Annotated in this window: 16 protein-coding genes; 9 read left to right on the top strand and 7 right to left on the bottom strand. The window is 41.5% G+C overall.

All coding sequences use genetic code 11. The annotated features are described in order from the left end of the window. Positions 1 to 140 precede the first annotated feature (140 nt). Entirely contained in the window at positions 141 to 1,304 is a 1,164-nt protein-coding gene (locus KZZ04_RS13110; protein ID WP_138527329.1) for an HDOD domain-containing protein, read from the bottom strand. 46 nt (positions 1,305 to 1,350) lie between these two features. Continuing rightward, complete coding sequence (locus KZZ04_RS13105; RefSeq protein WP_058405969.1) at positions 1,351 to 1,932, bottom strand: aminodeoxychorismate/anthranilate synthase component II; 582 nt, start codon at positions 1,930 to 1,932, stop codon at positions 1,351 to 1,353. 248 nt (positions 1,933 to 2,180) lie between these two features. Here KZZ04_RS13105 and KZZ04_RS13100 point away from each other — a divergent pair, with 248 nt between their 5' ends. Continuing rightward, positions 2,181 to 2,420 (top strand): YdcH family protein, encoded by a 240-nt coding sequence (locus KZZ04_RS13100; RefSeq protein WP_058405968.1) that lies wholly within the window; start codon positions 2,181 to 2,183, stop codon positions 2,418 to 2,420. A 132-nt stretch (positions 2,421 to 2,552) separates the two neighbouring features. Here KZZ04_RS13100 and KZZ04_RS13095 read toward each other — a convergent pair whose 3' ends face one another. Continuing rightward, positions 2,553 to 3,362 carry an SDR family NAD(P)-dependent oxidoreductase gene (locus tag KZZ04_RS13095; protein ID WP_058405967.1) on the bottom strand — a complete coding sequence of 270 codons (810 nt, stop codon included), beginning with the start codon at positions 3,360 to 3,362 and terminating at the stop codon, positions 2,553 to 2,555. A gap of 250 nt (positions 3,363 to 3,612) precedes the next feature. On the opposite strand from KZZ04_RS13095, the gene galE reads away from it, so the two are divergent. The 7 genes from galE to glpD all read left to right on the top strand — a co-directional run bounded on the left by galE (position 3,613) and on the right by glpD (position 12,605). After that, positions 3,613 to 4,626: a UDP-glucose 4-epimerase GalE gene (gene galE / locus KZZ04_RS13090; RefSeq protein ID WP_058405966.1), complete on the top strand. Its 1,014-nt coding sequence runs from the start codon at positions 3,613 to 3,615 to the stop codon at positions 4,624 to 4,626. A gap of 1 nt (position 4,627) precedes the next feature. Continuing rightward, a complete protein-coding gene (locus KZZ04_RS13085) occupies positions 4,628 to 5,692 on the top strand; it encodes a UDP-glucose--hexose-1-phosphate uridylyltransferase (RefSeq protein WP_138527332.1) in 1,065 nt (354 codons plus the stop codon). Further along, positions 5,682 to 6,830 (top strand): galactokinase, encoded by a 1,149-nt coding sequence (gene galK, locus KZZ04_RS13080; RefSeq protein WP_058405964.1) that lies wholly within the window; start codon positions 5,682 to 5,684, stop codon positions 6,828 to 6,830. The genes KZZ04_RS13085 and galK overlap by 11 nt, the downstream gene beginning before the upstream one ends. A gap of 14 nt (positions 6,831 to 6,844) precedes the next feature. Beyond that, entirely contained in the window at positions 6,845 to 7,849 is a 1,005-nt protein-coding gene (locus KZZ04_RS13075) for a Gfo/Idh/MocA family protein (protein ID WP_219422922.1), read from the top strand. Between the two features lie 24 nt (positions 7,850 to 7,873). Next, positions 7,874 to 9,202: an acetylhydrolase gene (locus KZZ04_RS13070; protein WP_138527335.1), complete on the top strand. Its 1,329-nt coding sequence runs from the start codon at positions 7,874 to 7,876 to the stop codon at positions 9,200 to 9,202. A 204-nt stretch (positions 9,203 to 9,406) separates the two neighbouring features. Next, complete coding sequence (gene glpK / locus KZZ04_RS13065; protein WP_219422921.1) at positions 9,407 to 10,906, top strand: glycerol kinase GlpK; 1,500 nt, start codon at positions 9,407 to 9,409, stop codon at positions 10,904 to 10,906. Positions 10,907 to 11,114: 208 nt separating this feature from the next. Beyond that, positions 11,115 to 12,605 carry a glycerol-3-phosphate dehydrogenase gene (gene glpD, locus KZZ04_RS13060; protein WP_058405960.1) on the top strand — a complete coding sequence of 497 codons (1,491 nt, stop codon included), beginning with the start codon at positions 11,115 to 11,117 and terminating at the stop codon, positions 12,603 to 12,605. 75 nt (positions 12,606 to 12,680) lie between these two features. On the opposite strand, the gene KZZ04_RS13055 is transcribed toward glpD, so the two are convergent. Then, on the bottom strand, positions 12,681 to 13,625 hold the full coding sequence (locus KZZ04_RS13055) for a 2-dehydro-3-deoxygalactonokinase (RefSeq protein ID WP_219422920.1): 945 nt from the start codon (positions 13,623 to 13,625) through the stop codon (positions 12,681 to 12,683). Between the two features lie 3 nt (positions 13,626 to 13,628). After that, positions 13,629 to 14,387 (bottom strand): SDR family NAD(P)-dependent oxidoreductase, encoded by a 759-nt coding sequence (locus KZZ04_RS13050; RefSeq protein WP_138527339.1) that lies wholly within the window; start codon positions 14,385 to 14,387, stop codon positions 13,629 to 13,631. A 197-nt stretch (positions 14,388 to 14,584) separates the two neighbouring features. Here KZZ04_RS13050 and KZZ04_RS13045 point away from each other — a divergent pair, with 197 nt between their 5' ends. Then, on the top strand, positions 14,585 to 15,286 hold the full coding sequence (locus KZZ04_RS13045) for a FadR/GntR family transcriptional regulator (RefSeq protein ID WP_058405957.1): 702 nt from the start codon (positions 14,585 to 14,587) through the stop codon (positions 15,284 to 15,286). Positions 15,287 to 15,496: 210 nt separating this feature from the next. On the opposite strand, the gene KZZ04_RS13040 is transcribed toward KZZ04_RS13045, so the two are convergent. Beyond that, on the bottom strand, positions 15,497 to 17,638 hold the full coding sequence (locus tag KZZ04_RS13040) for an alpha-galactosidase (protein WP_219422919.1): 2,142 nt from the start codon (positions 17,636 to 17,638) through the stop codon (positions 15,497 to 15,499). Positions 17,639 to 17,991: 353 nt separating this feature from the next. Beyond that, positions 17,992 to 19,455, bottom strand: a complete 1,464-nt coding sequence (locus KZZ04_RS13035; RefSeq protein ID WP_138527341.1) for an SLC5 family protein — start codon at positions 19,453 to 19,455, stop codon at positions 17,992 to 17,994.

Raw genomic sequence — 19,455 nt, 5'->3', positions numbered from 1 at the left:
CATACCCAATTACACAAATTTTTTCACAATTAACCGCATGAGCACTAAGACGTATAGGCTTTTAAGGCTAAATAACAAGGTGAATAAAAAAATAGAAATGAATGAATAGTCGTAAAAAAATTAACAAAAAATTTAATTTTTTAGTCAATTTGAATAGCAAGATTAGTAAAATTGCTTGTTTGGAGGGTTTTTAGTTCCGTTTTAGTGAACTGAAAATACGAAAACCACGATGCGGTTTCGTCAGGCTCGATGAGTTGGTGTTCTTTTAAAATTAAGTACTGAGAGTAACAACGCGCTTTTAACATGACCTGCGTTAACGGTAAGGCAGTATCGCCCTTATTTACGCCATTTTGCAGCTGCTCCATCACACCTTTAAATGGCAAATATTTAAAGGCCATTTTGTCGATGACTCGCGCACTGACCTGAATTGACTTATTACACAGCAACGTAGTTAAAAACAAAGGATCGGGCTTTAGCTCCAATAACGCTGTGTGTAGGTCTTTTTGGTTTTCTTGGCGCGCTATTTGTACTTTTCGTTGCCATACCTGCTCAAAGGTTTTTAAATATAAACGTACCAGCGTAATACGCCCTACATCTAATAACATACCCAGAGTAAAAGCATGAATGTCGTTTACGTCGTTTAGCTCTGCAATTTTTTGGGCTGCAATAGCGTTGGCCATAGCGCTGTCACGTAGCCTACGTTTTAGTAACGAAAAAGGCTCGGTGCTGTGTGGCATCCAGTGGCGAACTGCAAACGTGGGAATAACTAACTGTAAGTTATCAAGCCCTATGTAACGCAGAGCAAGTGCTGGGCTATCTACTTTTACTGCGGTATTTTTTTTACTACGCTGGTTTCGGTAATAAGGTAAGTTAACGAGCGTAACCAGCTCTCGTCCAAGCCAACTTAAATCGTTTACTAACGGCTCCAAGCGGCCAACTGAGGCAGACTTTACCGCTAATATATCTAAAATAGTGGCGACACTGTCTTCAATCCCTATCGTGGTTTGAATTACTGCGTCTATATCTTCGAGCTGTTTAAATATGGCTGTTTCTATTACTTTATGAAGCTGTTCGCTGGCTTGTGCACGATACTTATGATGCGCGGTGCTTGTTTGCTTACGCTTTTGTTGCGCTGATACTTCAACCTGCAACAAGGTGCGCTGCTTCATAGGCTCGCCGTAATCAATATCTAATGTATGAATAAACCCAATTTGCTGGTGCGCAAAGCTATGACCCAACAGCAAATCGTGTGCTCGTTGGTCAAGTATTTTTGCTGTACGCTGTTGTAATGCAAGTTCGGTCATAGTGCTCATTAAATAGTAAGTATTGAATACGTTTAGTATTATTAGACTAGAAGCGAGTTAAAAAGTTATCAAGCAGTTCTAATCCCTGCTCTGTTAAAATAGCCTCAGGATGAAACTGCACCCCTTCAATTGCTAATTCTTTGTGTTGCATTCCCATTATTTCGTCAAACTCACCTTGCGGTGTTTGTGTCCACGCTGTTATTTCAAGCTCGTTGGGTAACGACTGCGCTTTAACCACCAGCGAGTGATAACGACAAACCGTTAACGGATTAGCTAACCCTTTAAAAACACCTTTGTTGGTATGCATTATGGCAGATGTTTTTCCGTGCATTACTTTTTTGGCGCGCACTACATCCCCCCCTAGGGCTTGCGCAATAGTTTGATGCCCCAAACAAATTCCTAAAATAGGGTATTGGCCTTTTAACTGCTCAACAACACTTAACGATATACCAGCTTCATTCGGTGAGCAAGGACCCGGCGAGATAACTATATGTTCTGGGTTAAGTTGCTTAATTTGTGCAATGCTCAGCTCGTCATTGCGCTTGACTAATACGTCTTGATCTAATCGCTGAAAGTACTGCACTAAGTTATAAGTAAACGAATCGTAGTTATCGATCATTAAAAGCATGTAATAGAGTACTCAAAAAAGGAGTTATTGGGAGTATTTAAGCCTTTGCATTCTAACCTAAGCCGCGTTAGGTGTCAGTGATTTCGGCTATATAAACCGTAATTCCCTCTTTAGGATGAAGTAACGGCTCTTTTTTTGTCCCATTAATTTTATATTTATAAGGTTGAATTACGATCGACCTAACCCAAGGTTATACTATGAAATGGCTTATTTTCTGTAAGCGTCTTTATTTTTATTAAGGAGCGACTATGTTAGGCGAAGACCATTCATTAACAAACGACTTTCCTGAGCACACAAGCACGATTAACACGTTAAATAAAAGTGATGCTGACTTTGCTGATAAAGCTAAACAGTACAATAAGCTAGATAAAGAAATAAGAGTATTAGAATTGGACGGTGCGCCTATTAGCGACGAGCAAATGCACCAGCTAAAACACGACCGCTCTGAATTAAAAGATTGGTTATATCAGCGATTAATAAGCGCATAGTAAATATAAAACTCCAAAACAAAAAAGAGTTCGCCCTTTTAAAGTGGTGAACTCTTTGTTTGTCTTCTATGAAACTTTATAGGGTGTATAGCTGAGTGATACACCCTTTAACTCACGCTCATATTGCGTTAGCTATATTGCAAGTTGCAATAACTTTAAATCGAGCGCATCAATTAATTGCTGATTTTTAGTGTCATTTAATGCATCAGCATGAGGGGCTGCAAAACACTCAGCGTCATTATCAAAATACAGCCCTGTTGAATTGCTAAATTCATCGCTTAGCGCAGCACGGCAAAATATATCGGCACCTAACTTTAAATCGCCGCCATTGAGGCCGTATGCGTCTTTAACCATTTTACTACCCAGTAATGACTTAGGATTAACCGATACCACTAATGGACCGCTACCCTTAAGCTTTAAGCCCATATGACGCGACCACATTGTAATTGCCAATTTGCTTTGTGCGTATGCTGCGTTGTCAGACAAAGCGCTTTGTCCAATCAGTGCATCTAAGTTGACCGTTGCTTGCGCCGCTGACGACACATTCACTATTCGCCCTTGGGTATTAAAAAGCGGCAATAATAAAGTTGTTAATAAATAAGGGGCAAATGTGTTTACTGCAAATCGTGCATCAAGACCGTCTGCAGTTTCTGGGTTCTCGATTTTAAACACACCGGCATTATTTATAAGTACATCTAAGCGTTTATGATCAGCTGTAATTTGTTTAGCCAAGTTTTGCACTTGCGCCATTTCGCTTAAATCAGCTACGTAAGTTTGTGTACGCGCTTGCGGGTAGTCGTTATCAAGCAAAGTTTGTACGTTTTTAAGCTTTTGCGCGTTACGCCCATGAAGAAGCACAGTATGGCCTTGCGCTAACAGTATTTTAGCTGTTTCAAACCCAATACCATCTGTTGCACCTGTTACTAAAATTGTTTTATTCATACCTGTCTCCATGTTGTGTAGAACATAGCCTACACATTCAACGCTTAATGATGGGGTTATAATAGCATTGCCACTTGTGAGTGATAATTAGGCAGTCATTAAATCTGTATATAGAAAATATTAATAAAGCGATTCAAAGCGAATGTGTGTTTTTTAGCCATTTATTTGAATTTTGAACAATTCATAACTATTGTTTTTAAACTTCCTTAATAGTAGTATTTATCATATAAATATATTTTCGAGAAAACACATGAAAGTTTTAGTGACTGGCGGCATGGGTTACATAGGTAGCCATACATGTATTGCATTACATGAAGCGGGTATTACACCTATTATTTACGATAATTTGTCTAATGCGAGCCCTCGTGTGCTTGATCAACTCGAAAAAATTACCGGTACCCGTTTTGAGTTTATTTTAGGTGACATTCAAGACGAGCAGCAGTTTAAACTTGCGCTTAAACACACCCAAGCTGAGGCTGTATTTCACTTTGCAGCACTAAAAGCGGTAGGTGAATCAACCGAGCAACCGCTGCGTTATTATCAAAATAATGTATCGGGCACGCTTAGCATGCTTGAAAATATGCAAGATGAAGGTGTTAACCATATTATATTTAGCTCATCGGCCACTGTGTATGGTGAGCCCGACTACTTACCAATAGACGAAAAACACCCAATTCGCGCGACCAACCCTTATGGTTGGACTAAAGTCATGGTTGAACAAGCCATGCAAGACGTATGTAATGCCAACAGCAACTTTATGGGCATAGCACTTCGTTACTTTAACCCTGTAGGCGCACACCCTAGTGGCTTATTAGGCGAAAGCCCAAATGGTATTCCAAATAATTTAATGCCCTTTATTGCCCAAACTGCGGTAGGTAAACGTGAGGTCGTTAATATTTTTGGTGACGACTACGACACCGAAGATGGCACAGGCGTGCGCGACTATATTCACGTTTTAGATTTAGCTAAAGGCCATGTTGCCGCATTTATGCAACACAAAACAGATACCGCCTTTCACGCATATAACTTAGGCACGGGCCAAGGTTATTCAGTGCTTGATATGATCAATGCGTTTAGCGCATCAGCGGGTAAAACAATTCCCTATAAAATTGCACCGCGTCGTGCAGGCGATATTGCGTGTAATTACGCCGATGCCACAAAAGCGCAAACCACCCTTAACTGGCACGCAGAACTAACACTTAGCGACATGAGCAACGATACATGGCGCTGGCAAACTAATTACCCAAGTGGGTTGGAGAGTTAATATGGCTTTATTAGAAAGCACTCACAGACGTAAAAACCCGCTAACGGGGCGTTGGGTATTAGTATCACCGCATCGGAATAACCGCCCATGGTTAGGCGCAACCGAAGCCGTTAACGAAACGGTTTTGCCAAAGCATGACGAAAGCTGCCCACTTTGCCCAGGTAACACCCGTGCAAATGGCGATAGCAACCCAGATTACAAATACACACATGTATTTAGAAATGATTTTGGTGCGCTGACGCCTAATGCCAGCGAGCAACCACAAAACTTAGAGTCAGACAGCGATTTATTTATTGCTGACGAAGCAAGCGGCGAATGCCGTGTCATTTGTTTTTCGCCAGAGCATAACAAAACACTGCCTGAGCTGGAGCACGATGCCCTACACGAAGTAGTAAAAACGTGGAAAGACAACTACACAGATCTTGCACAGCACTATGAGTGTGTTCAGGTATTTGAGAATAAAGGTGAGATCATGGGGTGCTCGCAGCCCCACCCGCATGGCCAAGTATGGGCGCATTCGCACCTATCTACCGAAATAGAAGCCGAAGATACACAACAACGCGCTTATTTTGATAAACACGGCACAGCCATGCTTGCCGACTATGTACAAAAAGAACAAGCCGACCAAACTCGTGTCGTATTTGAGAATGAACACTGGCTTGTTGTGGTGCCATTTTGGGCAGCATGGCCGTTTGAAACACTGCTTGTAACTAAAGATAACATTCAAAACTTTAGTCAGTTAACTGATGCACAAACCGATTCACTCGCTCAGGCATTAAAAGTATTAACGACTAAATACGATAATGTATTTAACTGTAGCTTCCCGTACTCTATGGGTTGGCACAATGCACCCGCAAATCGTGGTTCAGATGAGCAACATTGGCGCTTGCATGCACACTTTTACCCGCCACTTCTTCGTTCTGCCACCGTGAAAAAACATATGGTAGGCTACGAAATGTTAGGCGAAAGTCAGCGTGACTTAAGCGCAGAAACAGCCGCTTCTATTTTAAAAGCAGCAAGCACAACACACTATAAAAACACAGCAGGACACACAGATGACGCTTAATGAATTTCAACACCACTTTTTATCACTGTACGGTGCCCCTGCTCAAGGTATTGCGGCTGCACCAGGACGTGTAAACCTAATAGGTGAGTTTACCGATTACAACGATGGTTTTGTATTTCCGTGCTCATTAGAGTTTCGTACTCAAGTGATGTTTAAAGAGCGCGACGATAGCACGATTACCGTGCAGTCATTAAATTACCCAGGCGAGCAAGACCGTTTTAACGTTGACGAACCGATTAGCGAAGGTCAATCGCAATGGGGGAATTATATTCGCGCGGTTGCATTTGTATTAAAACGCGCAGGTCACACTTTACGTGGTGCCGATTTACTTATTGATAGTAACTTACCGCAAGGCAGTGGCTTGTCATCGTCGGCTGCATTGGAAGTTGCCGTAGGGGGAATGTTTAACCATATTGCGCAACTTGGTTTAACCGAAGAAAAAATTGCACTACTGGGCCAAGAAGCTGAAAACGACTTTATGCATTGTCAATGTGGCATTATGGATCAGCTTATTTCGGCAAAAGGCGAAAACGGTCACGCTCTTTTAATTGACTGTGAAAACCTAGCAACTAAGTCAGTGAAAGTACCTGATGACTTAAATATTGTTATAGTGAACTCTAACTACCCACGTAAATTAGTAGACAGCGAATACAATCAACGCCGTATTGATTGCGAACAAGCTGCTGAAAAAATGGGAGTTAAAACACTTCGCCAAGCAACAATGGCTAAACTAGATGCTGTTAAAGCACAACTTAGCGATAACGAATACAAACGTGCGCACCATGTAATTAGCGAAAACGACCGCGTTATTGCAGCAACTAAAGCATTGCAAGCCAATGATATGCAGCAACTTCGCGAATTGATGGCTGCATCACACCAATCACTTAAACACGACTTTGAAGTAACCGTACCTGCAACAGATGGCTTAGTTGAAATTTGTAAAGAAGCCATGGGTGAGCGCGGCGCAGTGCGTATGACTGGTGGTGGTTTTGGGGGAGCAATTGTATGTTTATGTCGCGATGCAGAAGTACCGTTAATTAAAGCAGCCGTTGAAAAACATTACTTTGAACGCTTTAACTTATACGCAGATATTTATGTGTGCTCAGCGGGTTCAGGGTTACAAATAACGTCTTTTTAAAAATAGGTATCAATATGGCAAAGGTTAACTGGGGTATTATTGGGTGTGGCAATATTGCTCACACCTTTGCTAAAAGCATTGCGCATTGCGCTGATGCTCAGCTTATTGGCGCAGCATCAACTAGCAAGCAACGCGCAAGCGAGTTTGCCACACACTATTCAATTAAAGGCTATGAGAGCTACCAAGCCCTTATGCAATGCCCAAACATTGACGCCATTTATATTGCAAACACCCACGACCAACACTTTCAAAGTATAGCCCAATGCTTAATGCATAATAAGCACGTACTAAGCGAAAAACCCATTACCGTTAATGCACAGCAACTCATTACATTAAAAGAGCTAGCGCAGCAGCAAAATCGCTTTTTAATGGAAGGAGTGTGGATGCGCTTTTTACCCGCCATTGTAAAATTAGAAGAATTATTGAACGAAGCGGTTATTGGCAAAGTACACAGTGTTAATGCCAACTTTAGCCTAGCGGGTGAATTTGATTCATCACATCGCTTAATGAACCCAAATACAGCCGGTGGTGCATTACTTGATTTAGGAATTTACCCTTTATCTATTGCTGATGTGGTTTTTAATAAAGCCCCAGAAGAAATCAGCTCATTTGTGCATAAAACAGATACAGGCGTGGATGCTCGAAATATTGCCATGCTTGATTATGGTAATGGGCAGTTTGCACAACTTAGTAGTGCACTTGAGCAAAACGGTCCAACTGAAGCCTATATTACAGGTGATCATGGCTTTATACGCATACCTTGGTTTGTAGGTGCGAAAAGTATTGAGATTCATATTAATGGGCAAGCTACCCAACATTTTGACTACTCATTTAATGATGATGAAAACTTTAAATTTGAAATTGATCACGTCACTGAGTGCATACTAAATAAACAAATACAAAGCTCTGTATTACCACTAAGCACTAGCTTACGGGTTATGACGATGATGGATAACCTGAGAGCCCAATGGCAGCTTGAATATAGCGCGACAGTCGAATCTCATAACATAAATTTATAAAAATACACGCAACAAGGATCCACAATGACAACAACACACCGATTAAAAACGCTTTCAAAAGCAATGCTGTTAGCCACGGCCAGTTTAACTACCGGTGCAGTACTTGCTGAATCGAATAAACCTGAGCAACTTTACCCGCCAATAACCAGCGAAGTGCTTCCAGAATTAGCCACTAAAGGCGCCTATAAAGTAGGCGTAAAAACCCTAGATTTAGTTAATCCAGCGCAATTTGATCCCGCAACGCAAAGTCAAAAGGATCGCCCTTTGAAAGTTGAGGTTTGGTATCCGGCGGATAGCAAAGCAAACAAAGCACTCACCAGCTACACAGACATAACACGCTCGGGTAAACAGTTTATTTTACAAGCCGATGCTATGCGCGATGTAGGTGTAAGTAACGCAGAAAACTACCCTGTTATTGTGCTTTCGCATGGTTATACCGGCTACCGTACAATTATGTACTACCTTGGTGAGCACTTAGCTTCGCATGGGTACATTGTTGCTGCGCTTGATCATACAGACTCAACAAACGCCCATGTAGATTTTAAAAACGCGCCATATGCGGGGTTTTTTAGCACCTTGATTAATCGCTCACGCGATCAGCAGTTTGTGATTAATTATTTTAACGAACAAAGCAACTTTGCAAGCGAGCAAGTAGATACAGCCAGCGCAGGTGTTATTGGCTACTCTATGGGCGGATTTGGCGCAGTTAATACGATTGGTGGTTGCTATGCCTTCAACGAACAAACAACCGCAATGTTTACGGGGATGACTGACCCTGCCCAAATTAAACAAGTACAGCAATTACTTAATAGCTGTGCAGGTGGACAATATCAAAATCCACAAGTAGACCCTCGTATAAAAACAATGGTGGCTATCGCACCTTGGGGTGGGCAACATAACTTATTTGATGCCAAAGCAATGAAAAATATCAAAGTACCTTCACTTTATATTGCAGGTGACCTAGATGATATTTCTGGTTTTGAAGGTATTAAAAACCTTTACAACCAAACTGGCAGCGCCGACAAGTACATGCTTACTTATAAAAATGCCCGCCACAATATTGCGCCACACCCAGCCCCTGCAATTGCCCAAAGCAGCAGTGAATTAGACTTAGGTCATTACTACGAGCCATCGTGGTCGTTGCGCACCATTAACGAAATAAATAAGCACTTTGTACTTGCGATGATGGATTGCCACGTAAAAGGCGTAAGCAGCCAATGTAAATACCTAGATTTACCTCAAAATGGCGATCAAGCCATTGTTGATGGTAAACCGTTACCGCAGTGGTACGGCTTTGATAACCGCTTTTCTTCAGGTATGGATTGGCAACAAGGTAAACCGCGCAGTAAGTAATACTTAATTTAAGCGGCTATAAAACTTGATAGCCGCCTTCACCTTAAAATAATGCCAAATAAAATACCTTTTACATAAATGAGTTAACTAAAAAATGAGAATGTTTGTTTTTTAATCGGCTATTTTAAGAAAAAAACCATTGCCATTAACCTTAGTTAAAGGCAATCTAGTCATATATAAGATAAGATAAATAACACAAATATCATGTCAAAATACATACTCTCAATTGATCAAGGGACCACAAGCTCTAGGGCCATCTTGTTTACAAAAGATGCAAACGTTTTTGGGTCAGCACAGCAAGAATTTTCACAGCATTTTCCAAAAAATGGTTGGGTAGAACATGACCCGAACGATATTTGGCAAACAGTGCTCAGCACCAGCCGTGAAGTGATGGCTAAAAAAGATGTAAAGCCTGAAGAAATTATTGCTATTGGTATCACCAACCAACGCGAAACCACATTAGTGTGGAACAAAAAAACAGGCAAGCCAATTTATAACGCCATTGTTTGGCAAGACCGCCGCACCAGTGCTTACTGCGAAAGCCTAAGTACAGAAGAGCTTTGCCAAACGATTAGCGACAAAACAGGCTTACTACTCGACCCTTACTTTTCAGCCACTAAAGTACGCTGGATTTTAGACAACGTAGAAGGCGCCCGCGCACAAGCAGACGCTGGCGAACTAGCCTTTGGTACTGTTGATACTTACTTATTGTGGCACCTAACGGGTGGCAAAGAGCACCGCACCGATGCCACTAACGCATCTCGCACTATGTTATTTAATATTCATACCCAGCAATGGGATCAAGAATTACTCGACCTATTCGACATTCCTAAATCTATGCTGCCACAAGTCATGGATTCAGCAGACGAGTTTGGCTCAACCAGCGACGATATTTTTGGTGCGCCTATTCGTGTTTGTGGGATTGCTGGAGACCAGCAAGCTGCCCTTGTTGGCCATGCGTGTTTTGAACAAGGTATGGCCAAAAGCACCTACGGTACAGGGTGTTTTTTAATGCTCAATACCGGTGAAAAAGCACTCACATCTGAAAACCGCTTACTAACTACGGTCGCTTATAGGCTAAATGGCAAACCTACTTACGCCATTGAGGGAAGCATTTTTATGGCAGGCGCCACTATGCAGTGGATTGTTGAAGGCTTAAAACTATTGAGCCATGCCGGCGAAAGTGAATCATTAGTAAAAGATGTACCGCTTGATCATGGGGTATTTTTAGTGCCCTCATTCACAGGCCTAGGCGCACCGTACTGGGACCCTAACGCACGAGGCGCCATTTTAGGTCTAACACGCGACTCTGGCATTAGCACTATTGTTGCAGCTGCTTTGCAATCGGTGGGATATCAAACCAAAGATTTACAAAAAGCAATGGAACGTGATGGTCTTCGCCCAAGTGTTTTACGTGTAGATGGCGGTATGGTTAAAAATAACTGGGTACTGACCTTTTTATCTAACATTTTAGGTGCAACCGTAGAGCGCCCAACAGTCACCGAAACCACCTCGTTAGGCGTTGCTTATTTAGCTGGCTTACAAACGGGCATTTACGAGTCAACTGAGCAACTCGCTAAAATGTGGACCTGTGACCGTCGTTTTGAGCCAACTATGAGTGCTGATGAACGAAACGATTTATACGCAAAATGGCAGCATTGTGTCGCGCAAGTTCGCCTATCTAGCGACGACTGCCAGCAATAGTAATTTTTACACGCCGTTAATGACATTTAACGGCGTATTAAGCCACTTTTATGCTCATTAAAGGGCGCGTTTTACGAAGTGTGATTTTAAAAAGATCAGGCTAAAAAATTTAAAATCAAAAAGCGCGGTTAGCTATTGTCAAACACTAACGGTCGCTTTATGATGCTTTATGTCTTATTTATATTACAAATAAAAAGGTTAGCTCACAGTGGAATTAGCAGATAACGAATATGACTTACTTGTCGTCGGTGGTGGTGTAAACGGCACTGGAATAGCAGCTGATGCAGCTGGCAGGGGTTTAAAGGTATTATTGTGTGAACAATCGGACCTTGCTTGTGCAACATCGTCAAATAGTTCTAAGTTAATCCACGGTGGTTTACGTTACCTTGAGCATTACGAATTTAGATTAGTAAAAGAGGCCTTAGCTGAACGAGAAGTTCTACTTAAAAATGCCCCTCATATTATGTGGCCACTTACCTTTAGATTACCGCACCAATCGCATTTACGTCCTGCTTGGATGATCCGCATTGGCCTATTTATGTACGACAACCTAGCTAAGCGTGAAACACTGGCCGGTTCCCGTGGTATTAAGTTTGGCGAAAATAGCGTGCTAGAGCCGTCTATTGTAAAAGGTTTTGAATACTCAGATGGCTGGGTTGATGATTCTCGCTTAGTTATTTTAAATGCCCTTGCTGCACAAGAAAAAGGCGCTACCATTGCGACACAAACTAAGTGTGTAAACGCTAAGCGCGAGCAAAATAAGTGGCAAATTACGCTAGAGCAACAAAGCACAAAGAATAAATACACCGTATCAGCTAAAGGTATTGTTAATGCCGCAGGTCCCTGGGTTGCAAAGTTATTTGATGAAGCACTAATTGAAAAATCACCGCAAAATATTCGTCTTGTAAAAGGCAGCCATATTGTTGTGCCACGCATTCACAATGAAAAAGAAGCCTACATTTTACAAAATAAAGACCAACGAATTGTATTTGTTATTCCATTTGAAGATGATTATTCGTTAGTTGGAACAACTGATGTAGAGCATAATGGCGCAGCGCAAGATGTAAAAATTAGCGATGAAGAAATCGACTACTTAATTGATATCACTAACAGCTACTTTAAAAACCACATTAAACGCGAAGACATAGTCCATACTTTTTCAGGTGTGCGCCCACTGCTTGATGATGAGTCTATAAATGCACAAGCAGTAACGCGTGACTACAAGCTAGAGCTTTCAAGTGAAGGCAAACATACTCCACTGTTGAGCGTATTTGGTGGAAAAATTACCACTTATCGTAAACTGGCTGAAGCCGCGGTTGATAAGTTAGAAGACTTTTATCCGCAAATGGGTAAGGCATGGACTAAACACAGCGCATTACCTGGGGGCGACTTTAATAACGTTGAAGCGCTGACTCAAGAACTTAAATCTTTGTACCATTGGCTACCCGAAGTGACGTTAAAACGCTTTGTACGCACTTATGGCACACGCACAAAAATTATTTTAGGCAATGCGACACAACTCAGTGATTTAGGGCATGACTTTGGCCATGGCTTATTTGCAGCTGAAGTTGATTACTTATTAAAGCAAGAGTGGGCTGGTAATGCTTACAACATTTTATGGCGTCGCAGTAAACTGGGGTTACGTTTTAGCGATGAGCAGATTACAGTTTTAAATAATTATATTGAAACACTCAATTAATAAGCCGTTTCATTATCACTATTTCCCGTTTTCCCCTTTATGGTTAACAAGCTATAAAGGGGCTTTTATTCTTAACTATTCAGCCGACTGGTATAGGTAGTTAAACCCACTAAGCGTTGCCGATTTAATATCAAACTCGCTGCATTGCACGCCTATTTTTGTCAGTGCCATAGTAAAACATTTATTGAGTTGTGATGTCCCAATAACAACAACCTGCGTATTACTGAGTAGCTGCCATTCACTTGCATAACGCGCTGCTCTTACATCACTGCCAATTAGTACACCCGATAGGTACGCTTTTGCTTGTACTGGGGTTAGTTCTTTAGACAGTTGGCGTGTTCGCACACTAAAAATACCATGGGCTAAATTTCCGCTATCACTACCCAATGTTAAATCGCAGCCTTGTTCAAACGCTTGCCAATCAAATTCACCCTCAGCGCAATCGTCAGGAATTAATACACTTTGATGGCAGAGTAAGTCGTATAACTCGCCGGTCATAGCGGTTTTAAAACAGATTATTTTACCATTGTTAATTAGCACCCACTTGGTATGTGTGCCCGGCAAACACAGTAAAATTTTACCTGTTTGATACTGCTCATTTTGTTTTAAAAAACCCAGTATTTGTAGTTCTTCACCGCGCATTACGTCTATAAGCGAGTTTTGCAACGTACATTTTGTACCAGGTAGGGCGTTAATCGTGTGGCCTTCGCAATCAAAATTGACAGCAGCATCAAGCAAGCCCTCAGGGTTAATTGGGCACTCTAGATAAGGGGTTTCATGCCAACCAATCGTTGATGTAATTTGGCCTGCAATATAAATAGGTAATACACCATGTTGCACTGTCCAAGGTGTAATGGCATTAATGAGTGTTTGTTGAAAGTCTTGGTTAACTTTTACAACACCAGGGCCATCACATTGTTCAATTAAAGTTAATTCATCGCCCTCACCTACTTTACATAAGTAAGCGCGTAAATGGCTTGTGCCCCAGTCAACGGCTATAAACAAAGATGAAGTAGTCAAACTTTAAAGCCTCCCACCGTCAATTTTTATGCCTTGCCCGGTGATCATACTGCTTTCATCGGCGGCTAAAAATAACGCTAAATTAGCCACATCGTCTGGCGTTACTAATTTTTTAAGCGCCATGGCTTCCATCCATTTGACTTGCTCTTCCTCGGTGAACCAGCTTGCTAATTGACGTTCAGTTGCAACCCAGCCCGGTAGTATGGCATTAACGCGAATACCAAACTCACCATAGTCGCGAGCAAGTGCTTTGGTCATACCTATTAAACCCGCTTTAGCGGTTACATAGCCTGCCATTTGCGGCTGACCCATAATGGCATTAATAGAACTAAAATTAATAATACTGCCAGCACCTTCTTGTTGCATAAACGACATAGCAACTTGAGAAGCAAAAAAAGCAGGATTTAAATTAATCTGTAAGCATTGATCCCAATCTTTAACGGTCACATCTTCACTGGCTTGACGACGATCGTTTGCAACGTTATTGATAAGTACATTTACGCTACCAAGGGCGGCACATGCATCGACCAATGATCGTTGCAAAGAATTCGAATCAGTGACATCTACTTGTCTGTACCATAAATTAGCATCGGGTAAATCGCTAATAAGCGCTTGCGCTGCTTCATCATCTATATCAATGAATGCCACTTTGGCCTGCTGTTTAACAAACGACTCAACCATTGCTCTGCCAATGCCTGACGCACCCCCAGTGATAAAAATAACCTTGCCAGAAAGGCTGTGATATTGAGCTTGAGTGTTCAAATTAAATTTCCTTACAACATGTTTTCAGTTCAACTTAAACCTTTTAAAATACGGTTACTTAGAGAAAAAGAGCCAAACCAAGTTGTTATTGCTGCGTTAAAATAACTAGCGATTTAAAAGTTTATACCATATCCTTACGTACATTAATATGATATATGATATATAACTAAGCAATAATGAACTCGGAAATTCGCACGATGAAAACTCAACCTCGCCAAAATTTAACTCACCAATTAACCCATGATTTAGGGTTTGCAATAGTGCGGGGCGTTTACCCAGTAAGCGAAGGGCTGCCTTCAGAAGCCGACCTATGTATTAAATACAACGTAAGCCGCAGTGCAACGCGCGAAGCAGTTAAAATGTTGTCGGCGAAGGGGCTTATCTCATCGCGCCCTAAACAAGGTATTCGTGTTTTACCAGAAAGCAGTTGGAATATGTTTGATACCGATGTACTACGTTGGATTTTAAGCAGTAAGCCGTCACTGTCGTTATTAAAGGAATTTACCCAAGTACGTGTTGCACTGGAGCCACAAGCAGCCGCATTAGCTGCGGTAAGTGCCACACCAGAGCAGCTTGCAGAAATTGATAACGCACTTGCGCGCATGGCCGATGCCGATGAAGGATTAGACGATCCGTTAGAAGCCGACATAGCTTTCCACACCAGTATTTTAGTAGCAAGTAACAACCGCTTTTTTGTGCAGCTGACTGAATTTATTAGCACCGCTCTTAGAGTAAGTATTCGGTACACTAATCATATTAAAGGTGTACCGGGTGCAGACGTAAATAAACATGCTGATATTTTAGACACAATTAAATCGGGTAACCCCGAGCGCGCTAAAAAAGCGGTCGAAACAATTTTAGAAGAAGCGCTAGAACTCATTGAATCAAAACTCGACTGATGACCAGAAAACACCATTAAAAAAGGGAGCTAATGAGCTCCCTTTTTACTGCTTATTATATTTTTATACCAATCCGCTTAATTAAGTGATCTATTTTGAGGATAGATAAACGTGTTGGTAGCTAGGCAAAAAATTCGCTGTTTAGTTGTTCTAAATGAGAATTTTTTAACGCAGATAGCAACACTTTTAGCCCCTAAAAATGATTAAGTATTATTGCAGATTGGTATTAGTTAGCTCAAAAATAAGTGATGTTTGCGGGAATGAAATTGGCATTTGTAGGCCAAATTCCATCAACGCTTCACCTGTGAAGGTTTGCCCGTTAACGGCTGCAATAGACGAAGAACGGTATTCTTCAAATTGAACAGGCCACACTAAATTAAGTGTGTACTGTGTATCTGCATCTAAACCAACAAAACGAAGCTTATTAGGCGCGGTACGTGGTGTTTCGCGTACACTGTTATACGCAAATAACGCTTTTGATTTTTGCTCGTTGATTAAACCAAAGTTAATTGATAAATCGTCGCTATCTAGGCGGTATAAATCGGCGCCATGAATAAAGTCACGGTGCTCTTTGTGCAGTGCAATAGCCGCTTTTAGTGCACTGTATTCGTGATCGGTGAGTTCACGTGGATCCATTTCGATTCCCATGTGGCCAAACATGGATACCGCAGCACGCATTTCAATACTTACATTACGACCAGTGATATGACAATCACGCGGGCCTACGTGTGCCCCCATAACCGAAGATGGGAAGAAGAATGAACAACCACGTTGAATTTCAAGGCGGTCAAGCGCATCGTTAGAATCCGACGTCCATACACGGTCTGTATGTGCTAGCACACCGTAATCTACACGTGCACCACCTGATGAACAGCTTTCTATTTCAAGGCCTGGGTGCGCTGCTTTAATACGATCAATTAAACGATACAGTGCCAGTGTTTGTTGATGCACTGCTGGTTTTCCATCAAAGTTACCCGCATGGTTAATATCGCGGTTCATATCCCACTTAATGTATTTAATAGTTGGGTATTCAACCAAAATATCGTCAATGGCTTTGTATAAGTATTCAACTACCTCTTTGCGCGTTAAATCAAGCACAAGCTGGTTTCTGAAGCTTAGCTGCTCGTTATTTTCTGAGCCTAATACCCAATCAGGATGAGCACGATATAAATCGCTATCTGGGTTTACCATTTCTGGTTCAAACCAAATACCAAACTCCATACCTAAGCTGTTTACATGATCGATAACTGGCGATAAGCCATCTGGGTAAATTTCGTAATCTACCGTCCAATCACCTAAGCCGGCATAATCACCACGGCGGCCTTTAAACCAACCATCATCCAGTACAAAGCGTTCGATACCTAAAGGAGCTACTTTGTCCGCTAGCTGTTTAAGTGTATCTACATCGTGATCAAAGTAAATGCCTTCCCACGTGTTGTAGTGTACTGGGCGTGTTTTTTCGCGTTGTGCTTGGCTAAGTAAATTAGCTTTAACAAAGCGGTGGAAATTGCGTGAAAGCGCACTAAAGCCATCGCTTGAAAACGATCCATAAATACTCGGGCTTTGATACGTTTGACCTTTAGCAAGGGTAAGCTCGCCAGGTAATAATAACTCGCCCATTTGCACATAACGTCGCCCTTCAGGTAGGAGCTCTGCACGTAGTTTATTATTACCACTCCACCCTAAATGAAAACCGTAACATTCGCCATGCTGCTCACCTGCATTTTCGTTATGTACTAACAAACCTGGAAATACATCATGTGATGTTTTGCCTTTGCGGTTTTCACGAACAAAGCTGCCTAATACTAAATCAACAGATTGACGCTGGAATTCGTTTGACCAGCGCCCTTCAAAACTGACTATTTTGCTGATGCTATCTGGTAATTGAAACGTTGGCGCTGCACAAAAACTTACGCTTAGTGGTGAGTCACCTAAATTAGTTAACACGGTGTGTGCACTTAAAACATTAGTGTTGTTATCAAGCGTGATGCTGTGAACGACTTCAATACCACGAAGCTCATCTACGCTTACAAACTCAAGCGTTGCTGATGATGGCTGACGCACCTCCTTGAGTGTAGGCCCTACAGACCAAGCAATAGAATCGTTTACAAGCTCAAGACCAGGTGCACCAGTAAAGCCCTCACCTAACAGAGGAGAAAGAGAAATAGGCGCTTCTTCAACTACGGCACATTTTACTTCTTGACGGGTAGCAAGCTGAGTAAGCATTAACTCAGTTGTTTGCGCAGATAGACGTTTACCAAAATACAGTAACGCAGGTGTTTTGCTTTGGCAGTTGAAAATAACGGTGCTGTTTACACTGTCTAATCGATAAAATGATTTAGTGTTGGCCATGATTTTCCTATCCTCTTCTTCATTGTGTGAGTTATTAATATACCGAGGTAATGTTTGTGATATGCGTAGCTAAGCCTCAGAGTTTTTAGACATAAGCTATCAGACAGCAGCCTCATATAGTAGTATATATCATATAAATTAAGTTTTAACAGTTTTAATCTCGCAAATAAAGATGAAACCACGAGCTATAAAATTTATAACTCATACTGATTCACTTACCTGAATTTGAAATAATAAACCTTTGGACAAGAGTTTAGGTTTTCTATGCGGTAATTAAATATTTTAAAATAAAAATCGGCCAAAGCTTAACTTTGACCGATTATGTGTACGTTAGTTACTTACTGCTGAGTTATTTATTGTTTTACTGTGTTGTCAATTGCTGAAGATTTACCAGCCCATTGAGCGTTTAATCCAAACACAACTTTATTCACCGTTAATGCAAATGCGACACACACAAACAACGTTACCGGCATTAAGTGAATGTAGTGAATAGTAGTGTGAAGCGGTGAGCTTTCAAATGTCAGCATTCCGTACATCACAACACCTAAAATTACTGCGGCAATACCTGCTCGCGCATCCACATTTTTAAACAACAAGCCAACCACAAAAATTGAAAATATAGGCATACTTAGTAAGCCGTTTAGCTGCTGTAGTAAGTTAATAATACTGTCTGCTTGCTGGTAAATAGGCACAAGCACCAGCGTCAAACTAGTTAATAATAATGTTACATAACCACTTAGCTTTACTACACTTGGTTCTTTATTAAAATATGCTTCGTGAATATCACACACATATAATGCCGTAGATGAGTTTAGTAAACTGTTATAAGTTGAAAGCACTGCGGCGGCCATTGCTGCCGCAAACACACCCGTTAACCATGTAGGCATAACATCACCTACAATACGTCCGTATGCGGCATCACCAATGTCGCCATACAACTTGTAGGAAATAATACCAGGTAATACTACAATTGCCGGAACAATCAAAAGGCGAATGCCTGCTGCCGCAAAGATCCCTTTTTGCGCTTCTTTGACATTGGGTGCTGCCATAGCGCGCTGGGTAATCGTTTGATTAGTTCCCCAGTAAAACATCTGAATGAATATCATACCAGTCAGCAGCGTTGGCCAAGGGATAGGCGAATCAGGCCCGCCAATTAAAGTTAAGCGCTCTTGTGGGATACCGCTAAAGTCATAATCGATGGCGTTAAGCGCTAAGAACACGACAAGTATTGCCATACCGAGCACCAGTAACCCGTTGTAAGTATCCGACACCGCAACAGCGCGCAGACCACCAAAAAAGGCATAAATGGCACCTACAATAGCGAATGCGGTCGCGATGTACATGAGTGGAATATCAACTTTAAACATAGTTTGCATAAATAGCGCACCCGAGTAAATTACCGCAGGCATGTAAATGAGTGCATTTCCTGTAAAAAACAAACTGCCAATAACGGCGCGGATATGCTTGTTGTTATAGCGCTTTTCTAATAATTCAGTCGTTGTTGTACAGTTATATTTGTAATAAACCGGAATAAACACTTTAGCCAATAATATTAGACCTATAATCGCCGCAAGCTCCCACCAAACTAACAAAGCCATTTGGTTACCATTCATGCCAACTAACTGGTCTGTACTTAAATTAGTAAGCGTGATTGAACCGGCAACAAATATCCAGGTTAAACCGCCTCCTGCTAGAAAATATTCTTTATTTTGAGTTTGCTCACTACGTCCCTGATCGCGACATTTTAAGTATGTAAATAAACCAATTAGGCTCGTTACAATAGCAAAAACTAACACTTGGATCATACTATCAGACAT

Source organism: Pseudoalteromonas sp. CR1 (genome assembly GCF_019392235.1).
Lineage (GTDB): Bacteria > Pseudomonadota > Gammaproteobacteria > Enterobacterales > Alteromonadaceae > Pseudoalteromonas.
Note: the sequence above shows the minus strand (reverse complement) of the source record. Positions and strands in the feature narration are given on the sequence as shown.

Coding starts and splice junctions, on each gene's coding strand:
- KZZ04_RS13110 (WP_138527329.1), bottom strand. CDS start 1,304: ATGACCGAACTTGCATTACAACAGCGTACAGCAAAAATACTTGACCAA.
- KZZ04_RS13105 (WP_058405969.1), bottom strand. CDS start 1,932: ATGCTTTTAATGATCGATAACTACGATTCGTTTACTTATAACTTAGTG.
- KZZ04_RS13100 (WP_058405968.1), top strand. CDS start 2,181: ATGTTAGGCGAAGACCATTCATTAACAAACGACTTTCCTGAGCACACA.
- KZZ04_RS13095 (WP_058405967.1), bottom strand. CDS start 3,362: ATGAATAAAACAATTTTAGTAACAGGTGCAACAGATGGTATTGGGTTT.
- galE (WP_058405966.1), top strand. CDS start 3,613: ATGAAAGTTTTAGTGACTGGCGGCATGGGTTACATAGGTAGCCATACA.
- KZZ04_RS13085 (WP_138527332.1), top strand. CDS start 4,628: ATGGCTTTATTAGAAAGCACTCACAGACGTAAAAACCCGCTAACGGGG.
- galK (WP_058405964.1), top strand. CDS start 5,682: ATGACGCTTAATGAATTTCAACACCACTTTTTATCACTGTACGGTGCC.
- KZZ04_RS13075 (WP_219422922.1), top strand. CDS start 6,845: ATGGCAAAGGTTAACTGGGGTATTATTGGGTGTGGCAATATTGCTCAC.
- KZZ04_RS13070 (WP_138527335.1), top strand. CDS start 7,874: ATGACAACAACACACCGATTAAAAACGCTTTCAAAAGCAATGCTGTTA.
- glpK (WP_219422921.1), top strand. CDS start 9,407: ATGTCAAAATACATACTCTCAATTGATCAAGGGACCACAAGCTCTAGG.
- KZZ04_RS13045 (WP_058405957.1), top strand. CDS start 14,585: ATGAAAACTCAACCTCGCCAAAATTTAACTCACCAATTAACCCATGAT.
- KZZ04_RS13040 (WP_219422919.1), bottom strand. CDS start 17,638: ATGGCCAACACTAAATCATTTTATCGATTAGACAGTGTAAACAGCACC.
- KZZ04_RS13035 (WP_138527341.1), bottom strand. CDS start 19,455: ATGTCTGATAGTATGATCCAAGTGTTAGTTTTTGCTATTGTAACGAGC.